The 18,616-nt window shown below is 72.0% G+C and carries 17 protein-coding genes and 1 pseudogene; 12 read left to right on the forward strand and 6 right to left on the reverse strand.

Annotated features, from left to right (window positions below; genetic code table 11):
• Positions 1–53: 53 nt before the first annotated feature.
• Positions 54–1,607, reverse strand: coding sequence for an ATP-binding protein (locus tag AB0K36_RS26925; RefSeq protein ID WP_364599292.1), 1,554 nt, complete (start codon positions 1,605–1,607; stop codon positions 54–56).
• An 819-nt stretch (positions 1,608–2,426) separates the two neighbouring features.
• Between AB0K36_RS26925 and AB0K36_RS26930 the strand changes: the two genes are divergently transcribed.
• Positions 2,427–4,070 (forward strand): phosphodiester glycosidase family protein, encoded by a 1,644-nt coding sequence (locus AB0K36_RS26930; protein ID WP_364599295.1) that lies wholly within the window; start codon positions 2,427–2,429, stop codon positions 4,068–4,070.
• 226 nt (positions 4,071–4,296) lie between these two features.
• On the opposite strand, the gene AB0K36_RS26935 is transcribed toward AB0K36_RS26930, so the two are convergent.
• Positions 4,297–5,316: an SEC-C metal-binding domain-containing protein gene (locus AB0K36_RS26935; protein WP_364599298.1), complete on the reverse strand. Its 1,020-nt coding sequence runs from the start codon at positions 5,314–5,316 to the stop codon at positions 4,297–4,299.
• Between the two features lie 319 nt (positions 5,317–5,635).
• On the opposite strand from AB0K36_RS26935, the gene AB0K36_RS26940 reads away from it, so the two are divergent.
• Positions 5,636–6,325, forward strand: coding sequence for a class E sortase (locus tag AB0K36_RS26940; RefSeq protein ID WP_435877943.1), 690 nt, complete (start codon positions 5,636–5,638; stop codon positions 6,323–6,325).
• Positions 6,326–6,479: 154 nt separating this feature from the next.
• On the opposite strand, the gene AB0K36_RS26945 is transcribed toward AB0K36_RS26940, so the two are convergent.
• Complete coding sequence (locus tag AB0K36_RS26945; RefSeq protein WP_364599301.1) at positions 6,480–7,571, reverse strand: sugar ABC transporter substrate-binding protein; 1,092 nt, start codon at positions 7,569–7,571, stop codon at positions 6,480–6,482.
• Positions 7,572–7,875: 304 nt separating this feature from the next.
• Here AB0K36_RS26945 and AB0K36_RS26950 point away from each other — a divergent pair, with 304 nt between their 5' ends.
• Together AB0K36_RS26950 and AB0K36_RS26955 are read left to right on the forward strand one after the other, a co-directional pair.
• The gene (locus tag AB0K36_RS26950; RefSeq protein ID WP_364599304.1) at positions 7,876–8,193 is read left to right on the forward strand and encodes a DUF6412 domain-containing protein; all 318 of its coding nucleotides are present in this window, start codon (positions 7,876–7,878) and stop codon (positions 8,191–8,193) included.
• A 92-nt stretch (positions 8,194–8,285) separates the two neighbouring features.
• Positions 8,286–9,014 carry a YidC/Oxa1 family membrane protein insertase gene (locus tag AB0K36_RS26955; protein WP_364599307.1) on the forward strand — a complete coding sequence of 243 codons (729 nt, stop codon included), beginning with the start codon at positions 8,286–8,288 and terminating at the stop codon, positions 9,012–9,014.
• Between the two features lie 63 nt (positions 9,015–9,077).
• Here AB0K36_RS26955 and AB0K36_RS26960 read toward each other — a convergent pair whose 3' ends face one another.
• Positions 9,078–9,413 carry a YnfA family protein gene (locus AB0K36_RS26960; protein WP_364599314.1) on the reverse strand — a complete coding sequence of 112 codons (336 nt, stop codon included), beginning with the start codon at positions 9,411–9,413 and terminating at the stop codon, positions 9,078–9,080.
• Between the two features lie 490 nt (positions 9,414–9,903).
• Between AB0K36_RS26960 and AB0K36_RS26965 the strand changes: the two genes are divergently transcribed.
• On the forward strand, positions 9,904–10,761 hold the full coding sequence (locus AB0K36_RS26965) for a fumarylacetoacetate hydrolase family protein (protein WP_364599317.1): 858 nt from the start codon (positions 9,904–9,906) through the stop codon (positions 10,759–10,761).
• 87 nt (positions 10,762–10,848) lie between these two features.
• On the opposite strand, the gene AB0K36_RS26970 is transcribed toward AB0K36_RS26965, so the two are convergent.
• A complete protein-coding gene (locus AB0K36_RS26970) occupies positions 10,849–11,337 on the reverse strand; it encodes a heme-degrading domain-containing protein (RefSeq protein ID WP_364599320.1) in 489 nt (162 codons plus the stop codon).
• Positions 11,334–12,425 (reverse strand): Gfo/Idh/MocA family oxidoreductase, encoded by a 1,092-nt coding sequence (locus AB0K36_RS26975; RefSeq protein WP_364599323.1) that lies wholly within the window; start codon positions 12,423–12,425, stop codon positions 11,334–11,336. The genes AB0K36_RS26970 and AB0K36_RS26975 overlap by 4 nt, the downstream gene beginning before the upstream one ends.
• Positions 12,426–12,493: 68 nt before the next feature.
• On the opposite strand from AB0K36_RS26975, the gene AB0K36_RS26980 reads away from it, so the two are divergent.
• The 7 genes and pseudogenes from AB0K36_RS26980 to AB0K36_RS27010 all read left to right on the forward strand — a co-directional run bounded on the left by AB0K36_RS26980 (position 12,494) and on the right by AB0K36_RS27010 (position 18,572).
• Positions 12,494–13,660: an ROK family transcriptional regulator gene (locus AB0K36_RS26980; protein ID WP_364599326.1), complete on the forward strand. Its 1,167-nt coding sequence runs from the start codon at positions 12,494–12,496 to the stop codon at positions 13,658–13,660.
• A gap of 136 nt (positions 13,661–13,796) precedes the next feature.
• Positions 13,797–14,684 (forward strand): hypothetical protein, encoded by an 888-nt coding sequence (locus AB0K36_RS26985; RefSeq protein WP_364599329.1) that lies wholly within the window; start codon positions 13,797–13,799, stop codon positions 14,682–14,684.
• A gap of 11 nt (positions 14,685–14,695) precedes the next feature.
• A pseudogene (locus AB0K36_RS26990) lies at positions 14,696–14,887 on the forward strand (FAD-dependent oxidoreductase); the annotation flags it as partial.
• 257 nt (positions 14,888–15,144) lie between these two features.
• On the forward strand, positions 15,145–15,924 hold the full coding sequence (locus AB0K36_RS26995; protein ID WP_159691710.1) for an HAD-IIA family hydrolase: 780 nt from the start codon (positions 15,145–15,147) through the stop codon (positions 15,922–15,924).
• Between the two features lie 93 nt (positions 15,925–16,017).
• The gene (locus AB0K36_RS27000; protein ID WP_364599332.1) at positions 16,018–16,680 is read left to right on the forward strand and encodes a hypothetical protein; all 663 of its coding nucleotides are present in this window, start codon (positions 16,018–16,020) and stop codon (positions 16,678–16,680) included.
• 2 nt (positions 16,681–16,682) lie between these two features.
• Complete coding sequence (locus AB0K36_RS27005; protein ID WP_364599335.1) at positions 16,683–17,378, forward strand: class F sortase; 696 nt, start codon at positions 16,683–16,685, stop codon at positions 17,376–17,378.
• A 174-nt stretch (positions 17,379–17,552) separates the two neighbouring features.
• On the forward strand, positions 17,553–18,572 hold the full coding sequence (locus AB0K36_RS27010; RefSeq protein ID WP_364599338.1) for a glycoside hydrolase family 6 protein: 1,020 nt from the start codon (positions 17,553–17,555) through the stop codon (positions 18,570–18,572).
• Positions 18,573–18,616 lie beyond the last annotated feature (44 nt).

Genomic DNA, 18,616 nt, shown 5'->3' on the forward strand with positions numbered 1-18,616 from the left:
ATCCTCGTGATGAGTCGAACTTCGGGGTGGTGATGACGCGAAAGGCGAACGGCTCAGTCCATACCGCGTTCGCGGCGTTCCCGCTGGGTCCTGACAGACGCGAGCAGGATGGTGTTCCAGTAGTCGATTCGGTCCTGCCGGCCCCGTTCCCAGCGGCCCAGACCGAAGCAGTCCTCCAGAAGGAGGTACAGCAGAGTCTTGGTGACGGGCGCGTCGTTGGCGCCACCGCGTCTGCCGTCGTTGAAGTCCTCGCGGAAGGACTTGTTGAGCAGCACGGTGTTGGCGTCGCGGTTGAGCTCGAAGAAGCGGTCGGCGGGGAGCGGCGCCCAGGAGAAGGCGATGGGGTCTTCGCCGGGTTTCTGGGGCAGTTCTTCCGTGATGACCCGCTTGATCTTGGGGTCGATGCCCTTGCCGGGTGCGGTCACCGGTTTCCGGACGATCTCTGAACGCTTAGCGCCGTCCCGGTACGCCGCTTCGGCGTCTGCCAGGTATGCGGGAAACGAGTGGCCAGCGGCATCGACGGCCCTCTCCACGCCGGCGGTGAAGGAGGGAGTCACCGTGACTCCCTCCTTCTTCACGTCCAGACTGAACACCGGGTTCGGGTGGGAGGGGAGGTCGACCTCGATCCGAGCAAGTGCGAGATGGCCTTCGGGGGTGCGCAGGTTGTTCCAGCCGCCCGCCTGTACGAGACGGTCGTTCCGGTAGAAGTAGAAGCCCTGCCGCTCGTTCAGCGAGCCGATCTGGCGGAAGCCCGCCTGCCGGGACTTTGCCGGCCAGATGTGGGCTGTCAGCTGGACATCGCCGACTCCCTCGATCGGGGCCGTGTACTTCTTGGGGTATTGCGCCCGTCCCGGCACCTTGTAACCGAAGGGGTCCAGAGCTTCTACCGCGATGTGGTCCAGCTCTTCGCCGAGCATTCCCTCGCCGGAGCTCACGTCCCACACCGCGATGTCGAGCGCTAGCCCGCGGGAGAGGAAGCGATGCAGGTAGAGGCCAAGATGGGTCTCAAGCTGGGAAATCGCCCGCGACAGGTACTGATCGCTCTGCCCCGGAGTGACGGTACGGAACGCACGCACGAGATCCCACCGGACCACCGTGCCCTGCCACTCGATGATGCCGTCATAACAGTCGACGAGGTCCTGTGCGTATGAAGGATCAACGGTGTCGCAGCGGAAGTCGTCGGCTATGCCCTCGGCGGTCAACCGCCGTCCCGCCGCGCGGCTCCGCTTGGTGCGGCTGACGACGGTGAGCGAGTCGGCGTGAGAGAGGGAGGCGGCCTTCAGGCCCGTGCCGTACATGCCGAGAGCGCGGTCGTCGTAGTCACGGCGGTGTCCCACGGTCATGGCCGCGTCCAGCGCCGAATCGTCCATGCCGTGACCGTTGTCGACGATCAGAAGGCTGAGGATGCGCTCCGTGTCACGCAGAAAGTGCACCACGACCTTGTCAGCCCCGGCGTCGATCGAGTTGTCGATCAGGTCGGCGACGGCGACCTCGAACCCGTAGCCCTGATTGGTGAGTGCTTTGGCGTATCCCGCGTCTGGAGGCAGGTGCCTGCTGCCGGCGGTCGGAACCTCGTACTGCCAGGAGGCAGAGAAGTCTTGGCTCATGGACTGGTTACTTCTCCCATGCACACAGGACTGGGCCCGTGTGGGGGAAGAGCGGCCCGTCAGCTCATCAGGTGAAATGCGAGATTATCGCAAGTTCTTTACAAGTGTCAGCGGCAGCTCCGTCTCGGCGCTGAGAACCCCGCGAGGAACCTCACAACGGGCTCCTGCGCCTACACGTCGTCATGTTCGAAGGTGTGTGGAGAGATACGACGTCACCGCCCCCTGCGAGGTGTTCTCCGCCTCAGGCCACCTCCCGACCGTGAAGTCGGCGTTCGCTACGTCAGCGTGAACGACATCCGGAGCGTGCGGCGTGCGGGACGAGGGGCCGCGTCAATCACCGTTGCGCGCCCGGGCAGGGGGACGTCCTCTCGTGCCCGGCGGCGGATACACACGCCGTGAAGACAAGGGCGTGTCTCTTCCGCCGGACTGACCCGCGGGCGCCCCGGTACGACGCACCACAGGACGCGCGCCGACCACGGACAGCACGGCGGGGTACTGAAACACCTATCGTCGACGCCGGCCTGGTCACCCGACGCCGGTGCCGCGTCCGGATGTCGCCCCGCGGCTGGTGCGCCGCCAGTCGGGCGCGGACCCCCTGTTCGGCCTCGAGGAGATACCCAAGCACGTAGCGTGCGGCACCCGCATGGCCGGCGGGCCGAGCGCGTGGGGGGCGAGGGCGGCCTCACCCGCCCCGTATCCGTCCTCATTCATCTGCATGAACGTGTGCCTTCAACCGCGCAGCCGCGGGAGTTGTGCCCCGGGACATCTGGCGGCAATTGACTGTCCTCGCCGTACAGTTCCGACGATCGAAGGACGATCATGCAGCGAAAGTCCCTCTCCATCCTGGCAGCGGCTGCGGCGGTCATGGGCGCGGCCGTGGTCGTGCCCGGCGCGGAGGCCTCGCCGCCGCCGGTGTCCGGCTCCGCAGAGGCGGGCGCGGCGCCGGCGTCCCCCGCGGCGCCGACGGCGGTCTCCGGCGCCCGTTCCGCGACGCCGTCATGGCTGCTCGGCGCCGCGTCCGAGACCACCACCGTGAGACCGGGTGTGACGCTGACCTCGATGTCGCTCGGGAAGCGGGACGCCGACGACCAGTGGACCGTGCACGTGTATCTGCCGGCCACCGTCGACGGACCGCTCAAGAGCGCTGGTACGGCGCTGGGTTCGAAGGCGATCGCCGACCGGGTCGCCGACGCGGTGCGGGACAGGGGCTTCGCCCCGCGCGTGGAGCGGGTCGTGATCCCCGCCTACGCCGACCGGCCCGCCGGGACGCTGGGATGGACCGTGCGGGTCGGACGGTACGCGGCCGAGGCGGACGCCGCGGCCGCGCTGAGCCAGGTCCGGGCGGCCGGGTTCGCGGGCGGCACCCGTTACATCGCGCAGGACGGCAACGACCTCGGCGCACCGCAGAAGGTGCACGTACTGCGCGTGGACTTCCGCACGTTCGAGGGCACCGTGGGCACCGACTTCGGGCCGGCGCTGAACGGTACGGAGAAGCTGACCGACCTCATGGCCGCGACCGGCGCGATAGCCGGGGTCAACGGCCAGTGGTTCTACAACAACGCTCCCGGCGGTCTGTACGTCAAGGACGGCAAGCTGCTCGGCTCCGCGACCCAGGGCCGGGGCGGAGTGAAGATCACCCGTGGGGGACGGTCGGTCGACGTGGACGCCTTCACGGCGCATGTGACGCTGCGGGCCGGCGGCGAGACGGTCGAGATCGACGGCGTCAACCGGGTGCCCGGCGACGTCTGGAACTGCGGTGGTGTGGGCGGCGACCTGCCCACCGAGAGGCCGCAGCACGACCTGCGGTGCACCGACAGCAGCGAACTCGTCCGCTTCACCCCGGAGTTCGGCCGGACGCCGACCGGCGCCGGGGCCGAGGTGGTGCTCGACGCGACGGGCAGGGTGACCGCGGTGAACACGTCGCGCGGCGCGGCGGTGCCCGCGGGCGGGTCGACCGTCCAGGCCATCGGGGACCGCGCCGGCTGGCTGCTCGAGCACGCCACGGTCGGCACGAGGCTGACGGTCACCGAACGGGTGGAGGACGGCCGGGGCCGCAGGGTCGCGCTCACCCCCGACACGACCATCCTCCAGGTCGGCCCGACCCTGGTGCGGGACGGGAGGGTCTCGGTCAACGCCGCGGCGGACGGGCTGATCCGCGAGGGCACGGACCAGACCTTCACCTACAACTGGACCGTGCGCGGCAACCCGCGATCGATGATCGGCGTCGACGGGCAGGGCCGCATGATGCTCGTGGTCGTCGACGGCCGGCAGGCCGGATACAGCGAGGGCCTCGGCATCGCGAGGACCGCTGAACTCATGAGGGCCCTCGGCGCGCGCGAGGCGATGAACCTCGACGGCGGGGGGTCCAGCGTCATGGCGACCGCGGGGTCCGGAATCGTCAACCGGCCGTCGGACGCCGCGGGTCAGCGTTCCCTCGGCAACGTGCTGCTCGTCCGCCCCTGACGCACACCCGGGCTGCCCCGGACGGGAACCCGGACCCGAACCCGGACCCGAGCCCGGACCCGAGGCCGGCGGGGTGGCCCCGTCCGGGCCCCGTCCGGCCCGGAACACGAACAGGCCGTGCGCACCGACCGGACAGGTCGGTGCGTCCGGCCCGCTCGTCGCCGTCCGCACGCGTGAGCGCGACGCCGAGGAGAGGCGGCGCGCCGAGCGACCGGTGAAGCCCGCGCTACAGCTCCGCCACCCCGTGGCACTCCCCGTACGTCCGCCCCGACCCGCACCAGCAGGCCGCGCCCTTCGGCGGCGGCCAGGCCACCGCGCGGCCGCGGGCGGCCAGCGTGGTCGCGTACTGGGGGAGGAGGTCCGCGTTCGCGGGGGAGGACTGCTCGGAGGCGGCGAAGGCCTCGTACGAGGGGACCGTCGCCGTCACGATGCCCAGGTTCTCCGTGCCCGTGGCCGACAGGTCGCGCAGGGAGGCCTCGATGTCCGTGAGGTGGGCCCGGTGGGTCGGGTACTCGGACTCGAGCTGCGGATAGGCCTCGAGGAGCTCGTCGAGCTCCGCCTCCGGCCAGTGGAGGACCGCGACCGGGAAGGGGCGGGACAGGGCCGAGCGGTAGGACCCCAGTTCGGAGCGGAGGCGGGCGATCTCGGCCTTCAGCTCGGCCGGGTTGTCGGAGCCGAGCGCCCACAGGCGCTTCGGGTCGTGGAGTTCGTCGAGGGAGACGTCCGGGGTGTGGCCGGAGTGGACCCGGTCGGCCAGGGAGTCCCACTCGTCGTGGGGGCGGCCCAGCAGGCGGCGGACGCGGTGGCGGCCGGAGAGGAGGGACCGCGTCGCGTAAGGGACGTCGTCGTCGCCCTCGGTGAGGAGGATCGACAGGGCTGTCGAGAAGCACTCGTGGGAGGCCTCGAGCTCGTCGTGGTTCTCCAGCGTCTCGGCGACGATCTCCCACGGCGCGGCCTCCGTCGGCGCGGCGGAGCGGATGCCGTTGATCAGGGCCCGGGCCTCGGCCTCGTGACCGTACTCCCAGAGGTTGGCGGCCTGGAGGGCCTTGACGAGCTGCGGGTGCTCGGGGTGTTCGGACGCCAGGAGGCGGTCGTAGAGGGTGGAGGCACGGCCGCGTTCGCCGGCGAGTTCCAGGTGGGCTGCGGCTTGGAGGAGCAGCGGTTCCGCGTCCTCGGGATACTGCTCGGCGGTACGCAGCAGGCGCTCGGCTTCGGCAATGTGGTCAGCAGGCGTGTCGGGGCGCATGCAGCACACCGTACTGCTGTACGGGCCACGGCAGGGGGCCGACCCGATTCCGCCCCCGGGCCCGGTCGCGGCGGACCCGGTGCCGGCCGCGTCCGGTGCGGAGGCGGCCGGAACGCTGGTGAGTTGAAGGCCTCGGCCCTACCCTGCGCCCGTGCGGAGGCGGTGGGAGCAGCGGCGGTGGGCGGGGCGACGGTCATGGCCGCGGCGACGGTCATGGCCCAGGGCTGCGCGCCGGACGGCGGCACGGCGACGGCCGCCGGTACGGGGACGGCGGCAGGGGCGTGTTCGGCTCGCCCGTCTGCTATGGACCGCCGCGGAGGTGGCCGTCACCTTCGGTGTCGTCGTGCTGCTCCTCGTCGTCCACCAGTTGTGGTGGAGCAACCGGCAGGCCGGACAGGGCGCGCAGCGGCAGGTCCAGGCACTGGAACGGCACTGGGAGCGCGAGGCTCCGGATCCCGTGCCGGTGCCGGTGCCCGCACCGGAAGAGACGGGACAAGAGCCCGGTACCGAGGACGGGACGCGCCCGGATCCCGAACCTGAGCCGTCCCGCCCTCGCCCGGACCAGGCGTACGCCGTCCTGCGCATACCCGCCCTCGGCGTCGTCGCGCCCGTCGCCGAGGGCGTCGCCAAGCGGGGTGTCCTCGACAAGGGGTACGTCGGGCACTACCCGCGGACCGCCCAGCCGGGCCGGGCAGGGAACTTCGCCGTCGCCGGGCACCGCAACACCCACGGCGAGCCCTTCCGCCGCATCGACCGGCTCCGCCCCGGCGACACCGTGGAGATCGAGACGGGCGACGCGGTCTACGTGTACGCCGTCGACAAGGTGCTCACGAAGACGCTGCCCGGCGACACCGGGGTGATCGAGCCCGTTCCACGGAGCGCGGTGCGCCCCGCCGCCGGGTACGGCGCGGCGGGGCACTACCTGACGATGACGACATGCACGCCCGAGTTCAGCTCGAAGTACCGGCTCGTGGTGTGGGGCCGGCTGGCGTCGATGCGGCCACGCTGACCACCTCCACGGGGCCACGCTGACCACCTCCACGCGGCCGCGCCGACCACCGGTCCGGGTGCGCGGCCCCGGCCACGGCCAGGATCAGGGTCACGGCGACGGCCAGGGCTACGGGCGCGTGGCGTTCCGACACCCAGGGACGCGGCGGGGGCGGCTACGAGAGGCCGAGCTCCGCGCAGGCGGCCGCGAACTGGGGTTCGCAGATCTGCTCCACCGTGTAGAGGCCGTCGGCGACGACGGTCTCCTTGATGTTCTCCTTGGTCAGCGCGATCACCGGGATGCGCACGGTGGGGACGGACTTCTCCGTCGGGGTGTCGATGTCGGTGTGCGCGGCGGCTCCGAGGGACATGTTCCTGGCCAGCAGGATGGCCATCTCCGCGGCGGCCGCGGCCTCCGGCGCGTACTGCTTGTAGACCGTCATGTACTGATCACCGGCGACGATGCGCTGCACCGCCGCGAGTTCCGCGTCCTGGCCGGTGACCGGCGGGAGGTCGGACAGGCCGGCCGCCTTGAGCGCGGAGATGATGCCGCCCGCCATGCCGTCGTTGGCGGAGTAGACGCCGACGATGGCGTCCTTGCCGAGGGTGGCGATCGCCGCGTCCATGTTGGCCTTGGCGTTCTCCGGCTTCCAGTCCTTGGTGTCGTACTCCAGGCCGATCTCCACCTTGCCGTCGAGCTCGGTGTGGGCGCCCTTCTTGAACATGGCGGCGTTCGGGTCCGTGAGCGCGCCGTTCATCATCACGACCTTGCCCGACCCGGCGTCGTCGCCGAGGGCCTTCAGCAGGGCCTTGCCCTGGATGTGGCCGACCTGTTCGTTGTCGAAGGAGACGTAGCCGTCGATCGGTCCCTCGGCGAGGCGGTCGAAGGCGACGACGGGGATACCGGCCTCGTCGGCCTTCTCGATCGCGCCGCCGATGGCCTTGGCGTCCACCGCGTCGACGATCAGCACGTCGACCTGTTCCTCGATCATCGACTCGAGCTGCTGCGTCTGCAGATCGGCGTCGTGCTTGGCGTTGGCGTAGAGGACCTTGCCCTTGCTGTTGGTGAGCCGGGCTATGCGTTCCTCGATGACCGGTTTGTCGAACTGCTCGTAGCGAGCGGCCTGGTTCTCCGGAAGCAGCAGACCAACAACGATGTCATCGGTCAGCCTCACACCCGGCTCCTCGGTGGTCCCACAGCCGGAGAGCGGTACGACCATCGCGGCGGTGGCGGCTGCGACGGCGGCACGACGCAGAAGTGCGTTCATTGGTTGAATCCAACCTCCCTGACAGGCCGCATCAATTGCAGCCAAGGTGGCCGAAAGCCAACTCTGTGGGTCGAGAAGCGTCAAGACCTGCACGGTTAACGTGACCGCAACGTGATTCTCTGTAATCAACCGTTCAAATAGCTGAGACCGGCGCCGGTCGCGGGCCGTCCCTCCCGATGCGCGTCCCGGGAGATGCCCGGGAGGCGCATGCGAACGGGAACCTCGGGAGGGAGTTGTTCGTCTTCCCGTGTGCGCGAGGCCGGCGCGAGCACGCCCCGGTCGTCACTGACAGAGGGAGGGGCGCATGGCCGGTCGTACGGCTCGGCTGCTCCGCCCCGCCGCGCTGCTGCTCCTGCTGCTGATCGAGGTCCTCCTCGTCGACGGCGGCAGCATCTCCGCCGCGCTCGCCCTCGCCGCGACCGCCACCGCCGCCGTCGGATCCGCCCTCCTCGTCTGTGCCGTCATCAGCGCGCGCTGCGCGCCCGTCGTGCCACGCACCCGAGTCCGGACCGCCCTGCGCGACCGCGAGCAACGCACCGCGTTCCTGCCGCAGCGCGATCCCGATGCCCGGGGGCGTACGCGTCCCCGAGCGCCCGGTCGTCCCCTCCTGACGGCCCCGTAGGCACCACCACGCCACTACGCAGTCCCCGCGCGGGCCGTCATGCCGTCATGTCCTCGTTCCCCGGCACGACGAGACCCCCGGAGGGCTCACCCATGTCCGTTTTCGCCACCCTGGTCGAGCAGCTCGCGGAGCTGCTCCGGCCGCTGTTCGCCGCGTCCGCCACCGCCGCAGCGATCATCGCCTTCACCGCGCTCGTGCGCCTCGCCGTCCACCCCCTTTCCCGCGCGGCCGCCCGTGGCCAGAAGGCCCGCACCCGGCTCGCACCGCAGCTCGCCGAACTGCGCACCAAGCACGGCAAGAGCCCGGAGCGGCTGCAGAAGGCGACGATGGAGCTGTACGCGCGGGAGAAGGTGTCGCCGCTCTCCGGCTGCCTGCCGAGCCTGCTCCAGCTGCCGGCGTTCTTCCTGATGTACCACCTGTTCTCGAGCACCGAGATCGGCGGCGAACCGAACGGACTCCTCGGCCACGCGCTGTTCGACGCGCCCCTCGGCGACCGCTGGACGGACGCCCTCGCGCACGGCGGCATGTTCGGCGGGGCCGGTCTCGTCTACGTCGCTCTCTTCGTGATCGTCGCCGCCGTCGCGACCTTCACCTACCGGCGCACCAAGCGGCAGATGGCCGCCGCACCCGCCGTCGGCGAACAGATGCCGGGCATGGGGGCGATGACCAAGATCATGCCGCTGCTGTCGTTCGCCACGCTCGCGACCGTCGCCGTCGTACCGCTGGCCGCCGCGCTCTACGTCGTCACCTCCACCACCTGGACGGCGGTGGAGCGGGTCTTCCTCTACCGGGACACGCCGGTACCGGTGGCGCAGCTCTGAACGGGCCCGGCGCGGGCTGCCGCCGGGATCAGTGGCCGCAGCCCGGCGCGGGCTGCCGCCGGATCAGTGGCCGCGCGGCGCGTACATGATGACGGCCATTCCGGCGAGGCAGATCAGCGCGCCGGCGATGTCGTAACGGTCGGGCCGGTAGCCGTCCGCGACCATGCCCCAGGCGAGGGAACCGGCGACGAAGACACCGCCGTACGCGGCGAGGACGCGGCCGAAGTTCGCGTCGCTCTGGAACGTGGCGACGACGCCGTACAGGCCGAGCGCGACCACGCCCCCGCCGATCCAGAGCAGGCCCCGGTGCTCGCGAAGGCCCTGCCAGACGAGCCAGGCCCCGCCGATCTCGAGGAAGGCCGCGGCGACGAACAGGGCGACGGAGCGTGCGACGGACATGGCCCCGACCCTAGCCGGGCGGCTGCCGACCCATGCCGGACGGTGGCCCTGGCCGGGCGGGGCGACGACCTTGGCCGGGGGCCGGGACGGCGAACCCGGGCCGGGGCGGCTGCCGGCCCATGCCGGACGGCGGCCCTGGCCGGGGTGGGGTGACGACCTTGGCCGGGACGGGGCCGGACACCGGCCCTGGCCGGGGCGGGCGGCGGCCTCGTGCGCGCCGGGTGGCGAGGTCCTGGCCCGGCACCGGCCGAGGGCGCTCCGGTCGCCGGTCCCGCGCCTCGGCCGACACCCTGCTTCGAGGCCCTGTCCGAGGCCCTGTCCGGGGTCCTCATCGGCACACACCGTGGGGCCGCTACCCGTCGGTAAGGGTCCAGGTTGTGAACAGGGTCTTGCAGGGTGGTCGGATGTCTTGGAGGATCAGCCAATCCTCCGATCCTCCGATGGCCGCACCTATCGGGCCGGGTTCGTACTCGACCAGGGGAGACAGACCATGAAGTTGCTGCGTGTCGGCACGGCAGGCGCCGAGCGTCCCGCGCTGCTCGACCAGGACGGGACGCTGCGCGACCTGTCCGGTCTCGTCACGGACATCGACGGGGCGCTGCTCGCCGACGCCGCCGCCCTCGACCGGATCAGGACCGCGGCCGAGGCCGGTGACCTGCCCGTACTCGACGCGGCCGGGCTCCGCGTCGGGCCGCCGGTCGGCCGGATCGGAAAGGTCGTGTGCATCGGGCTGAACTACCACGACCACGCCGCCGAGACCGGGGCCGAGCCTCCGGCGGAGCCGGTCGTCTTCTTCAAGGCCGCCGACACCGTCGTCGGACCGGACGACACCGTGCTCGTCCCGCGTGGCAGCCGCAAGACCGACTGGGAGGTCGAGCTCGCGGTGGTCATCGGACGTACGGCCCGCTACATCGAGCCGGACGAGGACCCGCTGTCGTACGTCGCCGGCTACGCCGTCGCCCATGACGTGTCGGAACGCGAGTTCCAGATCGAGCGCGGCGGCACCTGGGACAAGGGCAAGAACTGCGAGACGTTCAACCCGCTGGGGCCGTGGCTCGTGACCTCGGACGAGGTGCCGGACCCGCAGGCCCTGGGGCTACGGCTGTGGGTCAACGGCGAGCTCAAGCAGAACGGCACGACCGCCGACCAGATCTTCCCGGTCGCCGACGTCGTCCGGTACGTCAGCCGGTTCATGGCCCTGTATCCGGGCGACATCATCAACACCGGTACGCCGGCGGGTGTCGCCCTCGGGCAGCCCGAGCCGAAGCCGTTCCTGCGCGCCGGTGACGTGGTCGAGCTCGAGATCGACGGCCTCGGCCGCCAGCGCCAGGAGCTCAAGGACGCCTGAGCCCGCACGCCCGGGACGGGGGGCGTGCGGTGCGGCGGACGCGGCAGCGGACCGCGCCCGCCGCACCGCACGGACCTGACGGCGGTGTCACCTGGCGATGAAGCGCTCCAGCGCCTCGACCACCATCGCGTGGTCCTCCGCCTGCGGCAGACCCGAGACCGTCACCGAGCCGACGACACCGGCTCCGACGACCGTGATCGGGAACGAGCCGCCGTGCGCCGCGTAGACGTCCGGATCCAGCCGCGAGGACTCCTCGAACGTGGTGCCCTTGGCGCGGTGACGTGCCCCGACCAGGTACGAACTCTCGCCGTACCGCTCCACGACCCGCCGCTTCCGGTCGATCCACGCGTCGTTGTCGGCGCTGGAGCCCGGCAGTGCGGCGTGGAACAACTGCTGCGCCCCGCGGTGGATGTCGATGGCCACCGGAGCCTCCCGCAGGTGTGCCATCTCGACCAGCATGCTGCCGAGCGCCCACGCGTCGGAGTGGGTGAACCGGCGCAGGGTGAGCCGCCGCTCCTGCTGCACGATCTCATCGACGGTGAGGTGGGGGACCGGCTTCATCGTGTCCGTGTTCATGCGGTGACCTCCACGGTGACGGTGATCCCTTCACGGGCGGAACGGCGGGCGGCCTCCAGTACGTCCAGGGCGGCCGCGGCCTCCTCCGCGGTGACCGGCGGAGCGGCCTTGTCGCGCACCGCGGCGGCGACCGCCGCGTAGTACGCGGGGTAGTCGCCCGGCACAGTCTCCACGGGAGCGCCTCCGCCCGTCAGCGGCGACTCTCCCGCACCGACCCGGCCCCACATCGACTCCGGCTCCACGCCCCACGGCTCGCCGTCGTCCGGGCGGCGGCCGGCGCGCAGAGCGTCCTCCTGCGGGTCCAGGCCGTACTTCACGTACCCGCCTGCGGAGCCCAGAACCCGGAATCGGGGGCCGAGCTGCGCGGTCGTGGCGCTGGCGTACAGATGCGAGCGGACGCCGTTCGCGTGCGTGATCGCGATGAACGTGTCGTCGTCGGCCTGCGCGCCGGGGCGGCGTACGTCGGACTCCGCGTACACCCGCACCGCCGGGCCGAAGAGCGTCAGCGCCTGGTCGACGACATGGCTGCCCAGGTCGTAGAGCAGGCCGCCGATCTCCTGCGGGTCGCCCGACTCGCGCCAGCCGCCCTTGAGCTGCGGGCGCCAGCGCTCGAAACGGGACTCGAAGCGCTGCACCTCGCCGAGCTCGCCGGCCTCGATGAGCCCTCTCAGGGTCAGGAAGTCGTTGTCCCAGCGGCGGTTCTGGAACACGGAGAGCACCAGACCGCGCTCGGCGGCCAGGGCGGCGAGCGCCCGCGCCTCGACTGCGGTGCCGGCGACGGGCTTGTCGACGACGACCGGGGTACCCGCTTCGAGGGCGGCGCGGGCGAGCGGGACGTGCGTCTTGTTCGGCGTGGCGACGACGATCAGGTCGAGCTCGTCGGCGCGGGCCCACAGGCGGTCCGGCGACGCCTCGACGCGGGCCCCGGGGAACGCCGCGCGGGCCTGCTCCTGCCGCTCCGGGCTGGAGGTGACGACCGTGTCGAGGACGAGACCCTCGGTGGCGGCGATCAGCGGGGCGTGGAAGACGGAGCCCGCCAGGCCGTAGCCGATGAGTGCGACGCGGAGGGGAGAGCCGGTACCAGTCATGCCGTCCACTTAAGCAACGGTGTTGCCAAAGTGCAAGCGGGGCGGACAATGGAGGAGTGAACAGGAGCATGGCGGGAGTGGGAGCCAATCTGCCCGCGCTGCGCAGCCACAATGCGGCGCTCGTCCTCGACCTGCTGCGGACAGCGGGCGAGGCCGGCATCAGCAGGCTCGAGCTGGCCGAGGGCACGGGGCTCACGCCCCAGGCCGTCAGCAAGATTGTCGCCCGACTGCGCGAGGAGGGCACGGTCGAAGAGGCGGGACAGCGTGCCTCGACCGGCGGTAAACCGCGGACGGTACTGCGCCTGGTGCCCTCCGCGGGGTATGCGCTGGGCGTCCATCTGGACCGGGACGAGCTGACCGTGGTCCTGGTCGACCTCGCAGGCACCCGTGTCGCCGGCCGGAAGGTCCCGCTGGACCTCGGCGCCGGCACCGAGGCGGTCGTCGCGAAGGCGGTGGCCGAGGTCGGGGTCCTGCTGGCGGACGCGGACCCGGCCGGACCCGGGGGTCCCGTCCTCGGCGCGGCCGGTCTGCGGGTGCTCGGCGTCGGTGTCGCCATGCCGGGGCCGCTCGACCACTTCAACGGCGTGACCCAGCGCGTCACCGGCTTCCCCCAGTGGGAGGGTTTCCCGCTGCGTGACGTGCTCGCCGGACGTCTCGGGCTGCCCGTCGTCCTCGACAAGGACACCAACGCCGCCGCCCTCGGCATCGCGCTGCGCGGCCCCGGCGACTCCTTCGCCTACCTCCACCTCGGCACCGGGCTCGGCGCCGGGCTCGTCCTCGGCGGCGTGCTCTACCGGGGCGCACGCACCGACGCCGGCGAGTTCGGCCACCAGGTGATCCAGCTCGACGGGCCTTTGTGCACCTGCGGCAGACACGGCTGCATCGAGGTGCTCTGCCTGGAAGCGGTCGCCCGTGGCGACATCGCGGGCGCCGCCCGCGTCCTCGGCGTCGGCGCCACCAACCTCGTGGAACTCCTCGACATCGAACGGGTCGTCCTGGGCGGCCGTGTCGTCGACGCCGCGGCGGACGAGTTCGTACGGGGAGTGCGTGCCGTGCTCGCCCCGCTCGCCGACATCCCGGTGACGGCCGCCGCGGGGGACGGCGAGCAGACCGTCGCCGACGGCGCCGCCCAGCTCGTGCTCGCCCCGCTGTTCGGCCGGTCGGAAGCGGTCGCTCCGGCCGCCGCGTCCCATGAGGGGCCGCAGGCCAATCACCAGGCGCCGGAAATACGCTGACAGGAGGGGCGTTCAGCCGCTGATCGGCCGTACCTGGCCTGCCGTGACGGCGCCGCCGGGCACACATGGCACGGTCCCGGGCCGCGTGTGCCCGGGCGATCCTGGCAGTACGCGAGCAAGCAAAGGCCTGCCTCTCATGCGAACGCGCAATGCCCTCGCCCTCGGAGCCGCCGCGGCGCTGATCGCGTCCGCGGTGGTCAGCGGCTCGGCCGCCATCGCCGCCCGCGGCCCCCAGCGGCCCGTCCCCGCCCCGTTCGCCGCCCCCACCGCGCCGGCCGGGGACCGGTCCGGCGACCAGCCGGCCGACCGTGCGCCTTCCTGCGGCAAGGCCTCCGATCCGGTGTTCCCGATCAGGACCCGGATCCACGGCGGTCCCGCCACCGTCCGGGCGGGCTCGGGCTTCCACTCCTGGTCGGTGGACCTCACGAACAGCACCCGCGAGACCTGTCACCGGATCCACCCCGTGCTCGTACTCACCGCCAAGGACCCGGGATTCACCGAGGACCGCGTCACCCTCGAGTTCTACGACGAGGACGCGGACCGCTGGCGCCCGGTCGTGCTCGAAGGGACCGCCGAGGACGAGATCGTCGGCGTCTTCGACGGCTTCCAGGGCTTCGCCGTACCGGCCGGCGCGACGGTCACCGTACGGACGAGGCTCTCGCTCGCCGCGGACACACCCTCGAACACCGTCACCGTCAACGCCGCCGTCGTGCAGCGCAAGGGGGACGACGGCGACTGGGTGGGGGCGTCGGGGGACCACCGCTTCACCGTCGTCGAGGGGGAGGGGCACCGGTCCGCCGAGCCCAGCCCCGCCCGGCCCACCGTGGAGCCGTCCCCCAGCGGGTCGCCGACCCCGGCGGCCACGCCCGCCGGGGTGTCGCCGAGCCGTTCCGGCCAGCTCGCCACCACCGGCTCCGGACCGCTCACCCGTATCGGTGTCGGGGTCGGCGGCGCGATCCTGCTGGGCGCCGGGGCCCTGGCGCTCCTCACCCGCCGCCGGCGCACCGGGCCGCACCGGCGCTGAGCCACGCCGGCTTCCTCGGACGGCCGCTGCCGAGGATCCGCCGGCGCCGGGCCGGTGTGTACGCGCAGTGCGCCGACACCGCACGGGTCGCCCACCGGCAGCAGGTCCGCGACGGCGCCTGGCTGGTGACCGGTCCCGGCGGGCGTGGCATGACCTGTTCGCCGGCTATCGCCGAGCGCACCGCGAACGAACCGGGATGGTAAGGAAGTTGACGTCAAAGTGCCCTTCGGCTGAAGGCCCGTAAGACGCCCAAGCGGGAGATCCCCGGCCCGGTCGCCCGCCGTGGTCGTGCCTCCCGGCGCCTCCAGCGTCAGCTTCCGCTTCCACTACACGGAGCCGACAACTGGTACTGGGTGATCGACGGGGTAAGGATCCGGACTTCCTGATTAGGCTGGGGGCGTCGCCACAGCGCAGTCGCGGCGCCCCAGCACGCATGTTCCGTACGGCAGGAGTCCGTCTGATGGCAGAGCGCAAGCCGATCGAATCCTGGCTCACCGACATGGACGGTGTCCTCATCCACGAGGGCGTCCCGATTCCCGGCGCCGACGCCTTCATCAAGAAGCTGCGGGAGACCGGGAAGCCGTTCCTGGTGCTCACCAACAACTCCATCTACACGGCGCGCGACCTGCACGCCCGCCTGGCCCGCATGGGCCTCGACGTGCCGGTGGAGAACATCTGGACGTCGGCCCTGGCCACCGCGCAGTTCCTCGACGACCAGCGGCCGGGCGGCACCGCCTACGTCATCGGCGAGGCCGGGCTGACCACGGCGCTCCACGACATCGGCTACATCCTCACCGACCACGACCCCGACTACGTCGTGCTCGGAGAGACCCGCACCTACAGCTTCGAGTCGCTGACCAAGGCGATCCGGTTGATCAACGGCGGCGCCCGGTTCATCTGCACCAACCCCGACAACACCGGCCCCTCCGCGGAGGGGCCGCTTCCCGCCACGGGCTCGGTCGCCGCGCTGATCACCAAGGCGACCGGCAAGGACCCGTACTTCGCGGGGAAGCCCAACCCGCTGATGATGCGGACCGGGCTGAACGCCATCGGCGCACACTCCGAGACCAGCGCGATGATCGGCGACCGGATGGACACCGACGTGCTCGCCGGACTCGAGGCCGGCATGGAGACCTTCCTGGTGCTCACCGGCTCCACGACCCCTGCTCTGGTCGACCGCTACCCGTTCCGGCCGTCCAAGGTCGTCGACTCGATCGCGGACCTCGTCGACCGCATCTGAGCAGGTCAGCGACGTCGGCGGGAACCGGCGGCCATTCCTGCGGATGCGGAAACGACCCAGACGCGTGACTCTGGCGGTATCAGGAGGTTCACGATGCGTACTGGTTCCATAGCTTTCCGTGTGGCAGGGGTGGCCGCCGTGCTGGTCATGGCGCCCGCGCCCGCCGCTTTCGCCGGCGACACCGTGAAGGCCACGGTGAACCCCGCCGCCGCCCGGCCCGGCGCCGAGGTCGAGATCCGCGTCGTGGGCTGCCGGGACAGATCCGGCGCCGCCCGGTCCCCCGCCTTCGCCGCGGACGCCGAACTGTCGGCGAAGGGCGGGCACGGCTGGCTGACCGGCAGGGCGGAGGTCAGAGCCGACGCCGCGCCCGGTACCTACCCCCTACGGGTCACCTGCGACCTCCGCGACCACCGGCACGCGGGCAGCGTCCAGGTCGAGCGCCACCCGCACCGGCCGTCCCACCCGGTGCAGCCGTCGCACCCGTCCCGGCCCAGGCCGTCGCACACCCCCGGACACGAGGAACCGCCGGACCGCCCGTCCCCGAGCGCGTCACGGCCCCACGAATCACCCGTCGCCCCCGTACGGGCGGGCGGAGGCGGCGCCGCCGTGCTCGCCGCCCCCGTCTCGAGCGTCGACGCGGACGACGCCGGGCCCAGCACCCCGCAGACCGTCATCGGCCTCGCCCTCGCGGGCGTGGCCGCCGTCGTCGTAGCCCTGCGCAGCGCCCGCCGCCGTCGGCGGACGGGCGCCGACTAGTCATGTCCGGCGCCGACCGTCCCGCGCCCTCGTCCGTCCCCGCCGCGGCTCCCGGCAACGGCCGGCTCGTCACCGGAGTGGCCTGGGCGGTGGTGGTCCTCGGACTGTGGCTGTGGGGGAGCGAGGCCCCGGGCGCGCACCTCGGCAGCTCCGCGCCGACCACCGGCGACATCGCCGCGGTGGGCCGCCCGCCCGGCATCCCGATGCCGGCCGAGCACCGGCCGATCGACGCCGCGGAGCCGCGACGGGTGTCCGTTCCCGCCGTCGGCATCGCCGCTCCCGTCGTGCCTCGCGGCCTCGACGCCGCCGGAGCGGTCGACCCGCCCCCGCTGGACTCGCCGCAGACCGTGGGCTGGTACGGCGACGGCACCGAGCCCGGGGAGCCCGGCGCCGCGCTGCTCGTCGGGCACGTCGACACGGAGACGAAGCCCGCGGTGTTCTACGGGCTGAGCGCCGCCCGGCCGGGCGAGCGGATCGAGGTGACCCGGGCAGACGGTTCCGTCGCGGAGTTCACCATCGACGACGTCAAGGTCTTCTCCCGCGACCGGTTCGATCCGCAGGAGGTCTACGGCCCGCGGCAGGAGGGCCGTGCCGAACTGCGCCTCATCACCTGCGGCGGCACCTTCGACCGCGCGGCCGGCACGTACACGGCGAACGTCGTCGTGTACGCGTACCTGACGGGTGTCTCCGCGGCCTGACGGACCGCTCAGGCCCGTGGCCGGCGGCGCGTGCCGGGTGCTCGTCACGGTATGCCGACGAGACCGGGCGGACCTGCGGAGCGCCGCCCCGTGTGTGCCAGGATGGATCGACCGGTCCTGTCCGGGGGGACCCACAGGGCCGGACACCACGCACTGTGCACCAAGGGGGAGTGGATGTACCGCAGTTTGGTCGGCCGGGGTGCCCGGACGGGCGCGTGCCTTGCCGCCGCGGGAGCGGTGCTGCTGACGGCGGGCTGTTCCTCCGACGGCGACGGCGGCAGGGACGACCGGCCGGTCGTCGGCCAGCAGCCCAAGGGCGACGACCCGTACTGGGTCAACCCGGACGGCAAGGCGGCCCGGCAGGTCGCCGTCTACCGGGAGAACGGCGAGACGGCGAACGCCGAACTGATCAAGAAGATCGCGGAGCAGCCGGCCGGTGAATGGATCGGCCCGGACGACCCGGAGGCGGAGGCAGAGGGCATCACCGAGGCGGCCGCGAAGGCCGACCGGGACGCCGTGCTCGTCCTCTACAACATCCCGCACCGCGACTGCGGTCAGTTCTCCAAGGGCGGCGCGGCCGACGGGAACGCCTACCGGGCATGGGTCGACAGCGTCGCCAAGGGCATCGGCGACCGGCGTGCCACGGTGATCCTCGAGCCGGACGCGGTGCTGCACCTGGTGGACAACTGCACGCCGCAGGAGTTCCACGAGGAGCGGTACGACCTGCTCAAGGGAGCCGTGGAAAGGCTGAAGCAGCAGCCTGGGACGAAGGTGTACCTGGACGCCGGAAACGCGGGCTGGTCCAATCCGGACGCGCTGTACGACCCGCTGAAGCGGGCCGGTGTGGAGCAGGCCGACGGTTTCGCGGTGAACGTCTCCAACTTCTACCCGACCGACGCCAGTAAGCAGTTCGGCAAGAAGCTCTCGGAGAAGTTCGGCGGGAAGCATTTCGTCATCGACACCAGCCGCAACGGCAACGGCCCCTACACGGAGGGCGATCCGGCGGAGAACTGGTGCAACCCGCCCGGCCGCGCGCTGGGTGAGCCGCCGACCACCAGGACCGGCGACCCGCTCGTCGACGCCTATCTGTGGGTCAAGCGGCCCGGTGAGTCCGACGGCGACTGCAAGGGCGGTCCCAAGGCGGGCGACTGGTGGCCCGAGTACGCGCTCGGTCTGGCCCGCAACACCAAGTAGACGTACGGAAGGGCCCGGCAGCAGGGGACGCGCTGCCGGGCCCT

The organism is Streptomyces kurssanovii, assembly GCF_040677245.1.
Lineage (GTDB): Bacteria > Actinomycetota > Actinomycetes > Streptomycetales > Streptomycetaceae > Streptomyces > Streptomyces kurssanovii.

What these genes read in the sequence shown, in the direction of transcription:
- AB0K36_RS26925 (WP_364599292.1), bottom strand. Translation starts at nt 1,607, where the DNA reads ATGAGCCAAGACTTCTCTGCCTCCTGGCAGTACGAGGTTCCGACCGCC.
- AB0K36_RS26930 (WP_364599295.1), top strand. Translation starts at nt 2,427, where the DNA reads ATGCAGCGAAAGTCCCTCTCCATCCTGGCAGCGGCTGCGGCGGTCATG.
- AB0K36_RS26935 (WP_364599298.1), bottom strand. Translation starts at nt 5,316, where the DNA reads ATGCGCCCCGACACGCCTGCTGACCACATTGCCGAAGCCGAGCGCCTG.
- AB0K36_RS26945 (WP_364599301.1), bottom strand. Translation starts at nt 7,571, where the DNA reads ATGAACGCACTTCTGCGTCGTGCCGCCGTCGCAGCCGCCACCGCCGCG.
- AB0K36_RS26950 (WP_364599304.1), top strand. Translation starts at nt 7,876, where the DNA reads ATGGCCGGTCGTACGGCTCGGCTGCTCCGCCCCGCCGCGCTGCTGCTC.
- AB0K36_RS26955 (WP_364599307.1), top strand. Translation starts at nt 8,286, where the DNA reads ATGTCCGTTTTCGCCACCCTGGTCGAGCAGCTCGCGGAGCTGCTCCGG.
- AB0K36_RS26960 (WP_364599314.1), bottom strand. Translation starts at nt 9,413, where the DNA reads ATGTCCGTCGCACGCTCCGTCGCCCTGTTCGTCGCCGCGGCCTTCCTC.
- AB0K36_RS26965 (WP_364599317.1), top strand. Translation starts at nt 9,904, where the DNA reads ATGAAGTTGCTGCGTGTCGGCACGGCAGGCGCCGAGCGTCCCGCGCTG.
- AB0K36_RS26970 (WP_364599320.1), bottom strand. Translation starts at nt 11,337, where the DNA reads ATGAACACGGACACGATGAAGCCGGTCCCCCACCTCACCGTCGATGAG.
- AB0K36_RS26975 (WP_364599323.1), bottom strand. Translation starts at nt 12,425, where the DNA reads ATGACTGGTACCGGCTCTCCCCTCCGCGTCGCACTCATCGGCTACGGC.
- AB0K36_RS26980 (WP_364599326.1), top strand. Translation starts at nt 12,494, where the DNA reads ATGGCGGGAGTGGGAGCCAATCTGCCCGCGCTGCGCAGCCACAATGCG.
- AB0K36_RS26985 (WP_364599329.1), top strand. Translation starts at nt 13,797, where the DNA reads ATGCGAACGCGCAATGCCCTCGCCCTCGGAGCCGCCGCGGCGCTGATC.
- AB0K36_RS26995 (WP_159691710.1), top strand. Translation starts at nt 15,145, where the DNA reads ATGGCAGAGCGCAAGCCGATCGAATCCTGGCTCACCGACATGGACGGT.
- AB0K36_RS27000 (WP_364599332.1), top strand. Translation starts at nt 16,018, where the DNA reads ATGCGTACTGGTTCCATAGCTTTCCGTGTGGCAGGGGTGGCCGCCGTG.
- AB0K36_RS27005 (WP_364599335.1), top strand. Translation starts at nt 16,683, where the DNA reads ATGTCCGGCGCCGACCGTCCCGCGCCCTCGTCCGTCCCCGCCGCGGCT.
- AB0K36_RS27010 (WP_364599338.1), top strand. Translation starts at nt 17,553, where the DNA reads ATGTACCGCAGTTTGGTCGGCCGGGGTGCCCGGACGGGCGCGTGCCTT.